This is a genomic window from Hylemonella sp. GW821-FHT10B10 (assembly GCF_059415585.1).
In genome coordinates, this window is the sequence record NZ_JBWKNN010000001.1 from 1,747,996 (window position 1) to 1,763,721 (window position 15,726).

Below are 15,726 nucleotides of genomic sequence, written 5' to 3' on the forward strand. Positions count from 1 at the left end.
CTCAGGCCTTGAAACGGGCCTTGGCCCGGGCCGCATACAGATTGGTGTAGGTCTTGGCCAGGTCGATCTTGTCCACCTTGAGCGTATCGTCAAAGCTGGCCAGGGCGCGCAGGGCCGTCTTGCTGCCCTCTTCGGGGAAGACACCGTCGAGTGCGATCGACTCGCGTACCTTGTCGAAGGAAGCCAGGTAGAGGCCGCGATCGCCCAGCAGATAGGACTCGGGCACGGTCTTGATGATGTCACCGGGACCGGCCGTCTGCAGCCATTTGAGACCGTGCACGATGGCATTGGTCAGCGCCTGAGCCGTGTTGGGGTTCTTCTGCAGGAACTCCATGGGCGCGTACAGGCACCCCGCCGGCATGGGGCCGCCGAAGACCTCGCGCGTCCCCTTGAGCGTGCGCGTGTCGAAAACAATGCGCACGTCGCCCTTCTGCTCCAGCATGGTCATGACTGGATCGATATTGCAGATGGCATCGATCTGGCCCGAGCGCAGCGCGGTCAACGCCCCGGCCGCGGTGCCCACACCTATGAAGCTCACGTCGCCAGCCTTGATGCCGGCGCGCGCCAGCACCATATTGGCCATCATGTTCGTGGAAGAACCCGGTGCCGTCACGCCGATCTTCTTGCCCTTGAGGTCGGCAACCGACTTGTAGCCGGCCAGGGTCTTATTGGAAATGCCCAGCGCGATCTGAGGCGCACGGCCCTGCAGCACGAAGGCCTGGAACATCTGGCCCTTGTTTTGCAGGTTGATGGTGTGCTCGTAGGCGCCACTGACCACGTCGGCCGAACCGCCCACCACGGCCTGCAACGCGCGCGCGCCGCCGGCAAAATCGCTGATCTCGACCTCCAGCCCCTCTGCCTTGAAATAGCCCAGTTGCTCGGCCAGCGTGAGCGGCAGATAGTAGAAGGAGGCCTTGCCACCGACGGCGATGGCCACCTGGGTCTTTTCCAGCTTGTTCTGGGCGCGCAGGGCTGGTGCGGCCAGCGTGGCGGCCGCCAGCGCAGCGCCGGCCGTGAACACACGACGGTTGATGGGTTGGGTGGACATTTTTAACAACTCCCGAAACACAAACGATCTTGATGTTTCCAGCCTATCAAGGCGCAAAAAAACCCGCATCAGGAAACATCCCGAGCGGGTTTACACCTAAAAGCGAGGCCTTGAGAGGGGGACCGCCGGTCCAGGCTCAGTGATAACCGAGGAAAAAGATGGCAATGTTCACAAGGAGGCCCGCGCCCCAGACCACCGACCGGGCCGTGCCCATGCCCGCGACGTAGGCCATGATGTAGATCAGACGCAGGAAGACAAATAGGAAAGCCAGCACATCCAGCCGGGCCTGATGGGCGCCCAGCTGGTGCGCAATGATGACCGCGCCGATGAAAAAGGGCAGCACCTCGAAGCTGTTCTTCTGTGCCGCGTTCGCGCGCGCCCGCCAGTCGGTCTGCTGGGCCAGCCAGGCACGCGGGTTGTCGTTGTCAAAACCGCCTTCGCGCCGAGGCCTGCCTTGCATGCCCGACTTGGCGATCCAGGAGCAGATGATGGGCAGCAGCGCGACGATCAGGACACACCAGTAGGCCAGGGTGAAGCGGGCAAAAGTCATGATGTTGAGGACAGAAGAATAAGTGTCGGTGGCTTATGGAAACTGCGGCGGATTATCCCTTAGCGCCGATCCACCAGGGCATGGGCGATGGTGCCGAGATCCACGTATTCGAGCTCGCTGCCTATGGGCACGCCACGCGCCAGCCGTGTGAAGGCCACACCACGGACTTTGAGCGCCTCGGCGATCACATGCGCCGTGGCTTCACCTTCGGCGGTGAAGTTGGTCGCCAGGATGACCTCGCGCACCGTGCCGTCGCTGGCCCGCTCCAGCAGGGTCTTGATGCCTATGTCGCGTGGACCGATGCCATCCAGCGGGCTGAGCTTGCCCATGAGCACGTAGTACAGCCCCTTGTAGGCACCGGTGCGCTCCAGGGCCATCTGGTCGGCCGGGGTTTCCACCACGCAGAGCTTGCTGGCGTCGCGCGCCGGATCCTGGCAGGTGGGGCAGATCTCAGCCTCGCTGAAGGTGTGGCAACGCGTACAGTGGCGCACGCTGGTGGCGGCCTGCTGCAACGCCCGTGACAGCAGTTGCGCGCCTTCACGGTCGTGCTGCAGCAGGTGAAAAGCCATGCGCGAGGCCGATTTCACGCCCACACCCGGCAAGCGGCGCAGGGCCTGGATCAGAACGTCAAGGGAATGGGCGCTGGACACGCGTCAGCGATCAGAACGGGAATTTCATGCCACCCGGCAGGCCGGGCATCCCGGCCGTCAGCTTGCCCATCTTGGTCTGGCTGGTTTCCTCGGCCTTGCGCACGGCGTCGTTGAAAGCCGCCGCCACCAGGTCTTCCAGCATGTCCTTGTCGTCGGACAGCAGGCTGGGATCGATGGTCACACGCTTGACGTCGTGCTTGCAGGTCATGAGTACCTTGACCATGCCCGAACCGGATTCACCTGTCACTTCGATGAAAGCCAGCTCTTCCTGGGCCTTCTTCAGGTTGTCCTGCATGGCCTGGGCCTGCTTCATGAGGCCGGCGAGTTGTCCTTTGTTGAACATGGCGTTCCTTAAGCGTTGTTGTCGATGGGCTTGATGCTGCCAGGCACGATTTTCGCGCCGAAGTCACGCATCATGGTTTGCACGAAGGGATCTTCGTAAATCAGTTTTTCTGCGGCCTGCTGTTTCTCTTCTGCGATGGCAGCATTGCGCTTGGCCGGGCTGTCACCCACGCGGCCAATCTCCACGGCCAGGGTCACAGCGTGACCAGCGGCTTGCAGGGCCGCTTGCAGACGCTCGCGGCTCGAGGCCGAATTCAGCGACTCGCGCTCCACACGCAGCAGCCACTGGTCGCTGTCGCGCGCCACCAGCTGCGACTGCAGGGCCAGTTCCCGCACCAGAGCGGTCACGGCCTCGCTGGCGATGAGTCCGCGCACCACTTGGTGCCAATAGCCGCCCTCCTCGGTCGGCACAAGGGGCGAGCCCTGGGTCGCGCCGGGTACAGGGGCGTCGGCCCGAGATTCAGGCGCCACCCGTACGGGCACGGCCACGACCTGGGCGGCCTGAACGGCCGTCATCGGCCTGGCTGGCTGCACGGGATGTTCGTCATCCACCACGGACAGGACCTGGCCCGGCGGCGTGCCGCCGGCAGGCCGAACCGGGGATGGCACAGACGCCGCAATAGGGCGCGCGGCCACGGGCGGCGCAGGCACAGGGGGCACGGGCCTCGGTGCGGCAGCCTGTGCTGCCGTCGCCACAGGCTGGGGCCGCGAAGCGACCTCAGGCGATTTCAGTGTTTTTTTTTCAGCCGACCCGGTGGCACCAGGTTTAAAGGCCAGCAGGCGCAGCAGCACCATGGTCAGCGCCGCATATTCGTCGGGCGCCAGGCCCAATTCGCCACGACCGTGCAGACACAGGCTGTAGAGCAGCTGGGTTTCGTCGGCCGGCAGCAGGGCCGCCAGGCGCGCAGTTTCAGCCGCGTCGGGATCGGATTCATCAGCACTGTCGGGCACGGCCTGCAGCACGGCCATGCGCTGCAGCACCACGCTCATCTCCTCCAGCGTGGAAGCGGCGCTCAGGCCGTTGACACGCAGGTTCTCCGAGCTTTCCACCACGGTCTTGCCGTCGCCTCTGGCCAGCGCATCGATGAGCTTGAACACGTGCGAGCGGTCCACGCTGCCCAGCATCTGGCGCACCGTGTCCAATTCCAGCTGGCCCGAACCAAAGGCAATGGCCTGGTCGGTCAGGGACAGCGCATCGCGCATGGAGCCACGTGCCGCGCGCGCCAGCAGGCGCAGCGCCGGCGGCTCGGCCGGCACATTCTCGGCTGCCAGCACCTTGACCAGGTGCTCCAGCACCGTCTCAGGCGCCATGGGCCGCAGGTTGAACTGCAGGCAGCGCGACAGCACGGTGACCGGCACCTTCTGCGGGTCGGTCGTGGCCAGCACGAACTTGAGGTACTCGGGCGGCTCTTCCAGCGTCTTCAGCATCGCGTTGAAGGCCGTGTTCGACAACATGTGGACTTCGTCGATCATGAAGACCTTGAAGCGTCCCTGCACCGGCTTGTAGACCGCCTGCTCCAGCAGGGCCTGGACCTCGTCCACGCCGCGGTTGGACGCGGCGTCGAGTTCGGTGTAGTCGACAAAACGACCGGCATCAATGTCCGTGCAGGCCTGGCAGACGCCGCAAGGCTGGTCGGTGATACCGCCTGATCCGTCCGGGCCCACGCAGTTGAGCGATTTGGCCAGGATGCGCGAGACCGTGGTCTTGCCCACGCCGCGCGTACCGGTAAACAGATAGGCGTGGTGCAGGCGCCCCGTCTGCAGCGCATTGCCCAGCGCCCGCACCACGTGCTCCTGCCCCACCATTTCGGTGAAGCTTTTCGGCCGGTATTTGCGCGCGAGCACGAGATAGGACATGCGGCGATTCTAAGGTGTGCGAGAGCCCGCCCCGGAGGCTGCCCAATCCGCCAGCGACAAGCGGACCTCTTCCACCACGGACGCCCAGTCCTGCCCCGGCCCCTGGCGGAACAGGCGCAGCAGGCCTGGGTACCAGGGCGTATCACTGCGGTCCTCAAGCCAGCGCCAGTCGGTCTTGTAGTGCGGCAGCAGCACCCAACAGGGCCGGCCCAGCGCGCCGGCCAGATGGGCCACGGCCGTGTCCACGCAGATCACCAGGTCCAGCCCGGCCACGATGGCGGCCGTGTCTGCAAAGTCTTCGATCTCCGAGCCCAGGTGCAGCAGGGACAGGCCCGGCGGCGGGAACCGCGCCTGATCTTCGCCCTCACCTTTCTGCAGGCTGATGAAACGCACACCGGCCACCGCGCCCAGCGGCGCCAGCAGCTCCAGCCCCGGCAGGGAGCGGTCCGCGTCGTTCTCGAAACGCGGGTTGCCTTTCCAGACCAGTCCGACCCGCAGACCCTCGGCTGGCAGGCATGCCTGCCAACGGTTGCGACGCTCCGGCAAGACCCGCAGATAAGGCAGCGCAGCGGGAATGCTCTCGACTCGTGTGCCGCAATACAAGGGAATGCTCAGCAAGGGCGTCCAGCAATCCCAGCCCTCGGCCGGCATGGGCTCGTCCCAGGCCAGCACGGCGTCCACGCCCTGCAACGTGAGCAGCAAGGGCTTGAGCGCGGGCGGGCACAGCACGGTGATGCGTGCCGCGCCACCTGCCTTGAGCAGGGGCGCATAACGCACGAACTGAATCATGTCGCCGTAACCGGCCTCGGGCCCGATCAGCAGGGATTTGCCTTCCAGAGACTCCCCTGCCCAGCGCGGACACTGGAGCTGCGCCTGCAGCGCGGCATACCAGGCACGCGCCTCCAGGCAGGGCCAGCCTTCCTCATAACGCCCCTGGCGTAGCAGCACATAGGCCAGATTGAAACGAGCTTTGGCGTGCTCCGGCTCGCGTACCAACGCCTGGCGACAGCAGAGCTCGGCCTCGGCATCGCGTTTCATGCCCGCATACAACCCGCCCAGGTTGGACCAGCCGCTGGCGGTCTGCGGCTCCAGCTCAATGGCGCGGATGTAAGCCGCCTCGGCCTCGGCTAGGCGCTTGCGGCCCGCCAGCAGGGTGCCGAAGTTCAGGTACAGCTGTGCGTGGTCCGGCTGGAGTTCGAGCGCACGCCGATAACAGGCCTCGGCCAAGTCCCATTCGCCACGCTCGTCATGCAGATAAGCCAGGTTGGCATGGGCCTCGGCCAGTTGCGGGTCCAGCGCCAGCGCGGCCCGCCAGCAGGCTTCGGCCTGCTCGGCATCACCCGCCTGCAGGTGTTCGGAACCTTGGTAGAACAAATCAACAGCAGAAACCACACTCATGCGCATAGGTTACAGCGTGTCTTTATTACTGCTGTTCGCCTTGAAGCCTGGCTCCCAGCCCTTACAATAGGAAGTGACGGGCCTCCCTGCATGGTGAAGCGGCCAACCGGGTCAGGTGGGGAACCAAGCAGCCCTAACTGTGGAGTCAGTGCCAGGATCCAGGTCCGTCACCTTATTCTTTCGAAGCGAAGTTCCATGCGGCTTGCCAGATGCTCGGGGCCGGTTGAGCTTCCTTGTCGATCACACGCGACTCCCGGTCTAGGTGATCTTGAAGACAGTTCTGATCTTCTTGCCCCCCGATTTTTCCTCGTAGGCCGCCCACTGCTTGATGCCTTTCACCAGCACGGCAGCACTGACATCCTTCACGGGTGACTTCGCCTTGAGCCGGCTGGTCACCCAGTCCTGGACATGGGGAAGGGTCGGCCCCTGCTCACCCGTGGGGATCAGCAACTCCTTGCCGGCAACGACTCCTGCCGTTGTGACCTTGATTTCGTTGGCGGGCATGTCTGTCCTAAGCAGGGGATGAGGAAACCAGATAACGCAGTGCCCCTTCGCCGGCCCGCTTGCCACTGGCAAAACAGGCCGTCAGCAGATACCCGCCCGTCGGCGCTTCCCAATCCAGCATCTCGCCCGCACAGAACACACCCGGCAGGGCCTCGCACATCAGGTCGGCGTTCAGCACCTCGAAGAGCACGCCACCGGCACTGCTGATGGCCTCGTCGATCGGCCGTGCCGCCACCAGCTGCAGCGGCAAGGCCTTGATGGCGCGCGCCAGCGCAGCGTTGTCGTGCATCTCTTCCTTGCCCAGCAGCTCGTGCAGGACGGCCGCCTTGATGCCCTCGATGCCGAGACGGCTCTTGAGGTGGCTGGACAGCGAACGCGAGCCGCGCGGGTGCGACACCTCGGCCAGCACTCGTTCGGGCGACATGTCGGGCAACAGGTCCAGCGCCAGCGTCGCGTGGCCCGTGCGGATGATCTCCTCGCGCAGCAGGCTGGAGGCCGCGTAGACCAGGCTGCCTTCTACACCCGTGGCCGTGGCGACGAACTCGCCCTTGCGCTGGAAGATCTGCCCTTGTGCATCGGTGCATGAGATGGAGACGGTCTTGAAGGGCTGACCCGCATAACGGCTCGCGAAGAACTCGCTCCAGCCGACGCGCGGCAGCACGGCCTGCACAGGCAACACCTGCCCCTGGGGCGGCAGCACCCGCTGCGCACTCACGTCGAAACCGCAATTCGACGGTAGCAAGGGCGCCACCGCCACACCACGGGCAGCCAGCAGCGGCACCCAGGCCCCATTGGAGCCCAGCCGCGCCCAACTGCCGCCGCCCAGGGCCAGCACCAGCGCATCGGCCTGCACCAGCACCTCACCCTCGGGCGACTCAAAACGCAGCGTGCGGCCATCCTGCGCCCAGCCGGTCCAGCGATGTCGCATATGGAAGGCCACTCCCGGGCCAACCCGCGCCGGATGGCGCAGGCGCTGCAGCCAGGCGCGCAACAGGGGTGCGGCCTTCATGTCCTTGGGGAACACTCGACCCGAACTACCGACAAAGGTATCGATGCCCAGACCCTGCGCCCACGCCCGCAGCTGCAATGCGCCGAAGTGCTGCAGCAAAGCCTCGATCTGCGCACGCCTGGTACCGTAACGCTCGGCAAACCGGTCGGCCGGTTCGGAATGGGTGAGGTTCATACCGCCCTTGCCGGCCAGCAGGAACTTGCGGCCCACCGAAGGCATGGCGTCGTACAGGTCCACGGCCACACCGGCGCTCACCAGCACCTCGGCCGCCATCAGCCCGGCCGGGCCGCCGCCGATCACCACCACTTGCTTCTTGCTGCCTTGGCTCATTCAATTTCTTCCAGAGTTCCCTGCGCGCTCAGAAAGGCCGCGCGCACCGTCTCACCGGGGCTGGCTGCCTGCACCGCGGCGCGGTAGCCACGCAGCTGCAATTTCAGTTCTTCCTGCGCTTGCGGCTGTGCCGCCGACTTGTAGTCCAGCACCCACCAGGTTCCGTCCTTGCGTTGAACCAGACGGTCGATGCGGCGCACGCTGCCCTGCAATGTCACCGGCACCTCGTTGCCCTGCCAGGCCAGTTCGCTGGCGCGCCATGCCCAGGCCCCTTCGCCCTGCAGGATGCGCATGGCCATGGCTGCGGCCTGGCGAGCCTGCGCTTCGTCCAGGCCGAACTCGGCAGCGGTACGCTGCACCTGCACCGGTGTCCAGCCCCTGGCGTCCAGGTGGATCCACTCCAGCAAGCGATGCATGGCCTGGCCCACCAGGGCTTCCGGGACAGGTGTTTCTTGTTTAGCTATATTTTTTATAGCAAATTTCCGGGTCTCGACGGACAGGCTGGGCAACACCGGCAGGACGATGCGTTGCGCAGCCTGCGCCGCGTCAACACCCGGGGCCACCGTCATATCCTCTGCCGCGACGGGTTCAGCACCTGTCTGCAGCCGTTGCCACCAACTCCCCTCATGGGCCTGGTATGGCTGCACCGACGACAGCACCAAGCGCCGCTGCGCGCGCGTCAGCGCCACATAAAGTGCATTCAATTCCTCGCGACGGCGTGCCTGCTCTTCCACCGCCATGGCGTCACGAACGCTGGGCGGCAGGCGGCTTTCGCTGGCCAGGAAAATGAAACTGCGCGGCGCCTCGTCCTCGCCCGGCCAATCCAGCAGGACGCTCATGGTCTGGGCACGTTGGGCCGGGGCATCGGTGTCCAGAAGAAGCACCAGCTGGGCCTCTAGGCCTTTCGCACCATGCACCGTCAGCAAGCGCACGGCATCGGCGTCAGCTTGTGTGGGCGCCGGCACACCACCGGCCTTGAGCGCACGCACCAAGGCATAGGGCGTGGCATAGCGCGCTCCGTCCACCTGCAAGGCGGCCGCCAGCAGGGCCTGCAGATTGGCGTGCATGCCATCGCGCAAGGTCGCGGGCGCGGCAGCGACAAAACGTGCCATCACGTCGCCATCGTCGTAGATGGCGTCCAGCGCATCGTGCGGCGGCAGCGTGTCGAGCCAGCGTTTCCAGCGCTGCAACTGCGGGCCTATGGCTTGCAGGGGCGGTGGCAGCCACTCCCCCGACAGCAGGTGATCGAACCAAGGCTGTTTCAGTTCGCGCTGACGCATGGCCAGCTGAGCCAGATCTGCATCGCTGACACCGAACAGCGGCGACCGGAGCGCGCGCGCCAGTGAGAGATCGTGTGCGGGTGAGACCAGCGCGTCAAGCAGCGCCACGATGTCCTGTACCTCGGGCGCCTCGCCCAGCCCGCTCTTCTCGGCCTGCTGGGCCGGAATGCCCAGCTCGCGCAGTTCCTCCTGCATCACTGCCAGACGGTCGCGCTTGCGCGCCAGCACCATGATGTGTTTCGGGTGCAGGCCACGCCCGATCTCTTGTGCCAGCCAACGTGCCGCCTGACGGCATTCCAGGGTGCGAAGGGTGTCTTCGGTTGTGACACGCGGCTGGGTCAGGCTGTCGCGCCAGAGGGTCGGCGCAGCCTCCTCCTTGGCGTCCTTGCCAGGCCGCAGGATTTGCGGCAAGGCCAACACCCCGCCCGCCGCATCCGACTCGGTGGTGTGGGCACGAAAACCCTCGTACTCACCCTGCGCCTGTGCCTGCCTCATGGCCTGGTTTACCAGGGCCAGCACGGGAGGCGCATTGCGGCGGGTGTGGTCACAACTCAGCAAGTCGCCGCCCAGCTCGCGCACAAACGTCTGCGCCGCGATAAAGACCTGAGGCTCGGCGCGGCGGAAGCGGTAGATGCTCTGCTTGGGATCGCCCACGATGAACAGGCGCGGCGCCTGCCCACCGCCGCCGCTGCCCGCATAGCCGCTGAGCCAGGCGTGCAGGGCCTGCCATTGCAGGGGGTTGGTGTCCTGGAACTCGTCGATCAGCAGGTGGCGCGTGCGCGCATCCAGCCGCTCCTGCACCCAGCCGCCCAGCACCGGGTCGGACAGGAGGTGCAGCGCCCCGCGCTCGACGTCGCTCATGTCCACCCAGCCGCGTTCGCGCTTGAGGGCGGCGTATTCGTCGATCAGCAGACGTGCGAGTCGCGTCAAACGTTGCTGATACAGCCAGGCTTCGTGCTGCATGTCCGCCTCCAGCACACGCAGCACTTGCGCCTGGACCTGTCGCACCTGTTCAATGCCCGTGACCTTGTCGCTGAACTTGCGCGGACTCCCCGTCTGTGTCAGCAGGGCCGCCAGTACCCCTCGAACGTCGTCGCTGGTCAGGGCCGTTTCCAGCTCGACACCCTTGGCACTGAAGGTGGCCTGACTGGTCTGGCCCAGCCAACGCGCAGCCTCCTGCAAAGCCTGGCGCATGGAACCGTCGGCCAGCAGGACGGCCAGCGGCTCCTCGAAGGCCGCCCACTCCGGATACTGCTCACGGAAATGCGGCACCGAAGCCATCACCGCACCCTGTGCATCGGCCAACATGAACTCCACACGGCGTTGCAAGGCGGCGGTCAGGGCGCTCTCGGTCTGGAAACGACCGTGGCTGGCCACCACAGCCTCGTAGTCTTGCCGCGCCTCGGCCACTTTCAGCAGACGCGCATGGAAGGGGCGCCAGACCTGGGCGACCGCCTGCGTGTCGTCTTCCAGCAATTCGTAGCCTGCCGGCAGGCCCAGGGTTTCCAACACGGAAAATGGCGCGTTGCGCAGCAGCGCGGCAAACCAGCTGTGAAAGGTACGGATCTGCACCGGTCTTCCCTGGGCGAGCAGCTGCCCATAGAGTTGACGCAGCGGTTCGACAAGCTCGGGAATCTGGGCCGCATCGACACCGCGAACGCGCAGCTCTTCCTGCAACTGCACATCACTTTCGTGCGCGAACTTTTCGAGCCACTCCATCAGGCGCTGGCGCATTTCGCCGGCCGCCTTCTTGGTAAAGGTGATGGCCAGGATCTCGTGCGGTTCCGTGCCTTCGAGCAAAGCGCGCAAGATGCGCGAGACCAGCATCCAGGTCTTGCCGGCGCCGGCGCAGGCCTCCACCGCGACGCTGCGCTTCGGGTCGCAGGCGATCCTGTAGAAGTCTGCGCGACTGACGGGATGGTTATTGAGTTCGTAGGCGGGCTGGGTCATCGGGCGCCCTCCCCGAGGTCTTCGGCCCAGAAGTCCTTGCGACACAGACCACGTGCCGCGCAGAACTCGCAGACAGCGCCCTCACCCAGGGCCGGCAGGGCCGCCCCTTCGGCGATGCGCTGCAGGTCGTGCACGATGCCGTGGATCAGCGCATCGCGCACCTCCACCACATCGTCCTGCTCGAATGCCCGCGTGCCATCCTTCTCACCTACATTGACGTAGGCTGCACGCAGCGTGTCCTGTGGCAACAGCGCGGCATAGAAGGCCAGCTGGGTGTCCTCCAGCGGCGTCTTGATGCGCTCCCGCGTGACGCCCTGCGGCTCGGTCTTGTAGTCGATCACCATGACCTCGTCCGCTGCGCCGCGGTCGACGCGGTCCAGCCGGCCCACCAGCATGAGTGTGCCCAGCGCCTGTGATGCATCACGCTCGCCTTCTGCAAACTGCAGACCTGATGCTTCGTGCTTGCCCAGCCAATCGAGGTAGCCCTCGCGCACGCGCGGCCAGGCAGCCTGGAAAGGCAGGAATTCATCCTCCGCCAGGCGCTGGGTTTCGGTCACTTGCCGGGCGGCGGCATCCAGCAGGGCACGCCGCTCCTCAAGACCCGACACAGCATCTTGCAGAAGCGCATCGTGAAAGGCCTTGAGCACAGCGTGCAGCCAGAGACCGAAGTCGCGCTTGTCGAGTTCACCCTCGATCTCCTCGGCCTCCTTCAGGCCCAGCTGGCGCAGCGCGAAGAAACGGTAAGGACAGTGGCGCAGGTCCTGGTAGGCACTGGCCGACAAACGTGTCACCCCCAGTTGCGGTGCCACCGGCAGCGGGCGCAGCACCGGCGCAGCCAGCAGCTCACGCCTGTCGCGTGGGTCCTCGGCTGGGCCGTCGCCCGATGCAAGCCGTATTTGCTGTACCAGCGTACTTGGCAACAAGGGTTCTCCCCCGTCGTCATTGCTGCGCCAGAGCAGGTCGACCCGCGGCATGGACAGGGCGTAGTGCCAGGCCGCGCGCAGGGCAGCATCCAATACCTCACGCGTCGGCAGCCCCAAGGCCGCACGCTGCGAAGAGGTCCACAGACCGGGCGGCTCGGGCGAGGGGTTCAGACGCACCTCGTCACAGCCGGGCAGTACGGCCGCAGCAAAAGACCGCCCCAGCATCTGCGCCAGTGGCAGGATGACCACCTGTTCGTGCAGGGGGTACTCCGGCTTGAAGCTCTGGGCCTCCAGCACCTGGTCAACCCAGTGCGTGAACTCGGACAGTGAAAGACGCCGACGTGCCCACAGCGCATCGGGCGGCAGCGTGGCCCCACCCTCGGCCAGCCGCAAGGCGGACAGCACCGTGTCGCCGGCCACGTCGTCCTGCAGCAGGTCCCATTGGCCGGTGCGCTGCAACAGCTCTCGCAGGGCGGGCAACCACAAGGCCAGGGTGCGCCCGCGCTGCAAGGGCTCGCGCAAGGCCTCCACCTCGGCCAACAGAGTGATCAAGGCGGGCTGCTCGCGCTCGTCCAGCGTGCCCGGCACATTGCGCCAGGCACGCTGAGGCTGGCGGCGCAGGCCGGTTTCAAGTTGGCGCACCGCCAGTGCCTCGAAGGCCGGGGCATTCTTGAGCCAGTCCAGCACCACGTCAGTGGCGGCGTTCCAGGCGCAGGCACGCAGGGCCCCCATGAGCTGGGCACCGGCGCGGCTGGTGGAAAGCTTCCAGCCGGTTTCATCACGGATCTGCACGCCCTGGCTGGCCAGCATGGCACGCACACGGCGCGTGAGCGCCCGGTCCGTGACCACCAGCGCCGCCGGCGTGCGCCCCGCCTGCACGTGCCTCAGCACACAGGCCGCGGCGCGCTGGGCTTCGTCTTGCGCGTCACACGCGCAGTGCAGGGCCGGCACGGTGCCCGTTGCGGCAGTATCCTCAAGTGGCAACACGGCCATGCGCTCACCCCAGACAGATTGCAGGGCGGCAGGCAGGGGATCGGGCTGGAAACCGGGTACGGCGATCAAACAGTCGGTCGCCTCCATCACCCGCGATTCAAAAAGTACATCACTGGGATAGGAAGAATTTGCGGCCCAGGCCACGGCCAGCTGGGTCACGGCCGCTTCCAGGGCCAGCGCGCCAGCCTCCATGCCGGTGGCGGCCGCGCTGCGGGCCCGCACACCCCAGGCGGCGCGCTGCGCCGGCGGCACGGCCGCTGCCAGAGGCCCCAGTTGCTGCGCAGCTTCCAGCAAAAGGGGCGTGGCCGCCTCGGCACGGGCCCCTAGGCCGGCCTGCTCCAGCAGGGCATGCGCCGTCAACACGTCGAGCGAGGCATCAAAGCTCAGATCGGTTGGCGAGGGGCTGAATCCACCCAGGCTGCGACACCAGTTCTGCGTGGTCTCGAAACGCGGCGCAAAGCCGTCAGGATGGGTCTGTGCCCACAGGCGGGCGGCCTGCGGCATGAGCTGCGCGTAGGGCAGCAGGACCACGGTGCGGGCCGGGTGAGCGCCGCGTGCGCGCATGTGGGCCTCGATGCCGGCAAGCCCCTGCTGCCAACGAAAATCCGTGGTTTCTGTCACAATGCCGCAACTGTAGCCGCATTGCCTCATCGAACAAGGAGCCCTCATGGCCAGCGACCTGATCAAGCACGTTTCCGACGCCTCTTTTGAAACCGACGTCCTCAACGCCAGCCAGCCCGTGCTGGTGGACTACTGGGCCGAATGGTGCGGCCCCTGCAAGATGATTGCCCCCGTGCTCGACGAAGTGGCCGGTACCTACCAGGGCAAGCTGCAGGTCGCCAAGATGAACGTGGACGAGAACCGTGACATCCCGGCGAAGTTCGGCATCCGTGGCATCCCCACGCTCATGCTCTTCAAGGGTGGCCAGCTCGCTGCCACCAAGGTTGGTGCCATGAGCAAGGCCCAGCTGACCGCCTTCATCGACCAGCAACTGGCCTGAAGCCGTCCCGTCCGCTCTGAACAGGGCCGCCGACGCAATACTGCGCGGCGGCCTTTTTTCCTGTCATAATCACCAGCAATCGCCGGTTGGCTTCAAACCGGCTCGAGTTCCCGGCTGGCAAGACCCCGGCGTCTGCTCAGTCCCACATCCCCCCGATTGTTAGCCACACCCCACTGGGGCTCCTTCCATGCACTTAAACGAACTCAAGGTACTGCACGTATCTGAAATCCTCCAGCAGGCCGAGGCCCTCGAAATCGAGAACACTGGCCGCATGCGCAAGCAGGAGCTGATGTTCGCCATCATCAAGAAGCGCGCCAAGACCGGCGAACAGGTGTTTGCCGACGGCGTGCTGGAAATCCTGCCCGATGGTTTCGGCTTCCTGCGCAGCCCGGATTCAAGCTACACCGCCAGCACGGACGACATCTACATCAGTCCCAGCCAGGTGCGCCGTTTCAACCTGCACACCGGCGACATGATCGAAGGTGAAGTGCGCACCCCCAAGGATGGGGAACGCTACTTCGCGCTGAACAAGCTGGAGAAGGTCAACGGCGGCTCGCCGGAGACCAACAAGCACAAGGTGATGTTCGAGAACCTGACGCCGCTGTTCCCCAAGGTGCAGATGAAGCTGGAACAGGACATCAAGGGCGAGGAAAACATCACTGGTCGTGTCATCGACATCATTGCCCCCATCGGCAAGGGCCAGCGCGCCCTGATCGTCGCTCAGCCCAAGAGCGGCAAGACCGTGATGATGCAGCACATCGCGCACGCCATCTCTGCCAACTACCCCGACAGCTATCTGATGGTGCTGCTGATCGACGAGCGTCCGGAAGAAGTGACCGAGATGCAACGCACCGTCAAGGGCGAGGTGATCGCCTCCACCTTCGACGAGCCCGCCGCCCGCCACGTGCATGTGGCCGAGATGGTGATCGAGCGCGCCAAGCGCCTGGTCGAACTGAAAAAGGACGTGGTGATCCTGCTGGACTCCATCACCCGCCTGGCCCGCGCCTACAACAACGTGGTGCCCTCCTCCGGCAAGGTGCTGACCGGTGGTGTGGACGCCAACGCCCTGCAGCGCCCCAAGCGTTTCCTGGGCGCCGCCCGTAACGTGGAAGAAGGCGGTTCGCTGACCATCATCGCCACCGCCCTGGTCGACACCGGCAGCCGCATGGACGAAGTGATCTTCGAAGAGTTCAAGGGCACCGGCAACTCCGAAATCCACCTGGACCGCCGCCTCTACGAGAAGCGCGTTTTCCCCTCCATTCAGCTCAACCGCAGCGGCACCCGCCGCGAAGAACTGCTGCTGCAGCCCGAAATCCTGCAAAAAACCCGGATCCTGCGCCAGTTTCTCTACAACATGGACGAAATCGAGGCCATGGAAATGGTGCTCAAGCAGATGCGCGCCACCAAGACCAACAACGAGTTCTTCGACATGATGCGTCGGGGCGGCTGATCAGCTTGCGCAAGTCCTTGATTTACTTGTATAATCTGCGTTTTCGCGGAAAGTAGTCTGGGTGGTCCAGGCCGGCTCCCGCAACTAGAGGAAGCATCATGAAAGAAGGCATTCACCCGAACTACCGCGAAGTCTGCTTCGTGGACCTGTCCAACGGTTTCAAGTTCGTGACCCGTTCCTGCGCCAACGCCAAGGAAATGATCAAGATGGAAGACGGCCGCGAACTGCCGCTCTTCAAGCTGGACACCTCCAGCGAGTCGCATCCCTTCTACACCGGCACCCAGAAGTCGGTGGACAACATGGGCGGCCGCGTGGAGAAATTCCGCAACCGCTTCGGCAAGACCGCCGCCAAGTAAACCGGCCGCAGTTTTCCAGTCAAGGGCAGCCCGGTACGCCGCGCTGCCCTTTTCCATTCTGAAACCACACCGCTCTCTGGCATCAT

13 protein-coding genes and 1 other RNA gene are annotated in these 15,726 nt (G+C 65.3%); 4 read left to right on the forward strand and 10 right to left on the reverse strand.

The features are described 5' to 3' along the window. Position 1: 1 nt before the first annotated feature. The 6 genes from AC07NT_RS08505 to AC07NT_RS08530 form a co-directional block, all read right to left on the reverse strand. Positions 2-1,048, reverse strand: a complete 1,047-nt coding sequence (locus AC07NT_RS08505; protein WP_498596888.1) for an ABC transporter substrate-binding protein — start codon at positions 1,046-1,048, stop codon at positions 2-4. Between the two features lie 136 nt (positions 1,049-1,184). After that, a complete protein-coding gene (locus AC07NT_RS08510) occupies positions 1,185-1,598 on the reverse strand; it encodes an MAPEG family protein (protein WP_498596887.1) in 414 nt (137 codons plus the stop codon). Between the two features lie 59 nt (positions 1,599-1,657). Next, a complete protein-coding gene (gene recR / locus AC07NT_RS08515; protein ID WP_498596886.1) occupies positions 1,658-2,248 on the reverse strand; it encodes a recombination mediator RecR in 591 nt (196 codons plus the stop codon). A 10-nt stretch (positions 2,249-2,258) separates the two neighbouring features. Then, complete coding sequence (locus tag AC07NT_RS08520; RefSeq protein ID WP_498596885.1) at positions 2,259-2,591, reverse strand: YbaB/EbfC family nucleoid-associated protein; 333 nt, start codon at positions 2,589-2,591, stop codon at positions 2,259-2,261. An 8-nt stretch (positions 2,592-2,599) separates the two neighbouring features. Then, entirely contained in the window at positions 2,600-4,447 is a 1,848-nt protein-coding gene (gene dnaX / locus AC07NT_RS08525; RefSeq protein ID WP_498596884.1) for a DNA polymerase III subunit gamma/tau, read from the reverse strand. Between the two features lie 9 nt (positions 4,448-4,456). Continuing rightward, positions 4,457-5,845, reverse strand: a complete 1,389-nt coding sequence (locus tag AC07NT_RS08530) for a tetratricopeptide repeat protein (RefSeq protein ID WP_498596883.1) — start codon at positions 5,843-5,845, stop codon at positions 4,457-4,459. Between the two features lie 75 nt (positions 5,846-5,920). On the opposite strand from AC07NT_RS08530, the gene ffs reads away from it, so the two are divergent. Further along, positions 5,921-6,017: signal recognition particle sRNA small type (gene ffs, locus AC07NT_RS08535), an RNA gene on the forward strand. A gap of 86 nt (positions 6,018-6,103) precedes the next feature. On the opposite strand, the gene AC07NT_RS08540 is transcribed toward ffs, so the two are convergent. Genes AC07NT_RS08540 through AC07NT_RS08555 form a run of 4 tightly spaced genes read right to left on the reverse strand, consistent with a single transcriptional unit; the run spans position 6,104 to position 13,398 of the window. Next, complete coding sequence (locus AC07NT_RS08540; protein WP_498596882.1) at positions 6,104-6,349, reverse strand: hypothetical protein; 246 nt, start codon at positions 6,347-6,349, stop codon at positions 6,104-6,106. A 7-nt stretch (positions 6,350-6,356) separates the two neighbouring features. Continuing rightward, positions 6,357-7,688 (reverse strand): TIGR03862 family flavoprotein, encoded by a 1,332-nt coding sequence (locus tag AC07NT_RS08545; RefSeq protein ID WP_498596881.1) that lies wholly within the window; start codon positions 7,686-7,688, stop codon positions 6,357-6,359. After that, a complete protein-coding gene (locus AC07NT_RS08550) occupies positions 7,685-10,918 on the reverse strand; it encodes a UvrD-helicase domain-containing protein (RefSeq protein WP_498596880.1) in 3,234 nt (1,077 codons plus the stop codon). Before AC07NT_RS08550 ends, AC07NT_RS08545 begins: the two co-directional genes overlap by 4 nt. Continuing rightward, positions 10,915-13,398, reverse strand: coding sequence for a PD-(D/E)XK nuclease family protein (locus tag AC07NT_RS08555; protein ID WP_498596879.1), 2,484 nt, complete (start codon positions 13,396-13,398; stop codon positions 10,915-10,917). The genes AC07NT_RS08550 and AC07NT_RS08555 overlap by 4 nt, the downstream gene beginning before the upstream one ends. 103 nt (positions 13,399-13,501) lie before the next feature. Here AC07NT_RS08555 and trxA point away from each other — a divergent pair, with 103 nt between their 5' ends. The 3 genes from trxA to AC07NT_RS08570 all read left to right on the forward strand — a co-directional run bounded on the left by trxA (position 13,502) and on the right by AC07NT_RS08570 (position 15,640). Then, entirely contained in the window at positions 13,502-13,834 is a 333-nt protein-coding gene (gene trxA, locus AC07NT_RS08560; protein ID WP_498596878.1) for a thioredoxin TrxA, read from the forward strand. A gap of 187 nt (positions 13,835-14,021) precedes the next feature. Beyond that, positions 14,022-15,284: a transcription termination factor Rho gene (gene rho / locus AC07NT_RS08565; RefSeq protein ID WP_498596877.1), complete on the forward strand. Its 1,263-nt coding sequence runs from the start codon at positions 14,022-14,024 to the stop codon at positions 15,282-15,284. A 98-nt stretch (positions 15,285-15,382) separates the two neighbouring features. Then, on the forward strand, positions 15,383-15,640 hold the full coding sequence (locus tag AC07NT_RS08570) for a type B 50S ribosomal protein L31 (protein ID WP_057676441.1): 258 nt from the start codon (positions 15,383-15,385) through the stop codon (positions 15,638-15,640). The last annotated feature ends 86 nt before the right edge of the window (positions 15,641-15,726 follow it).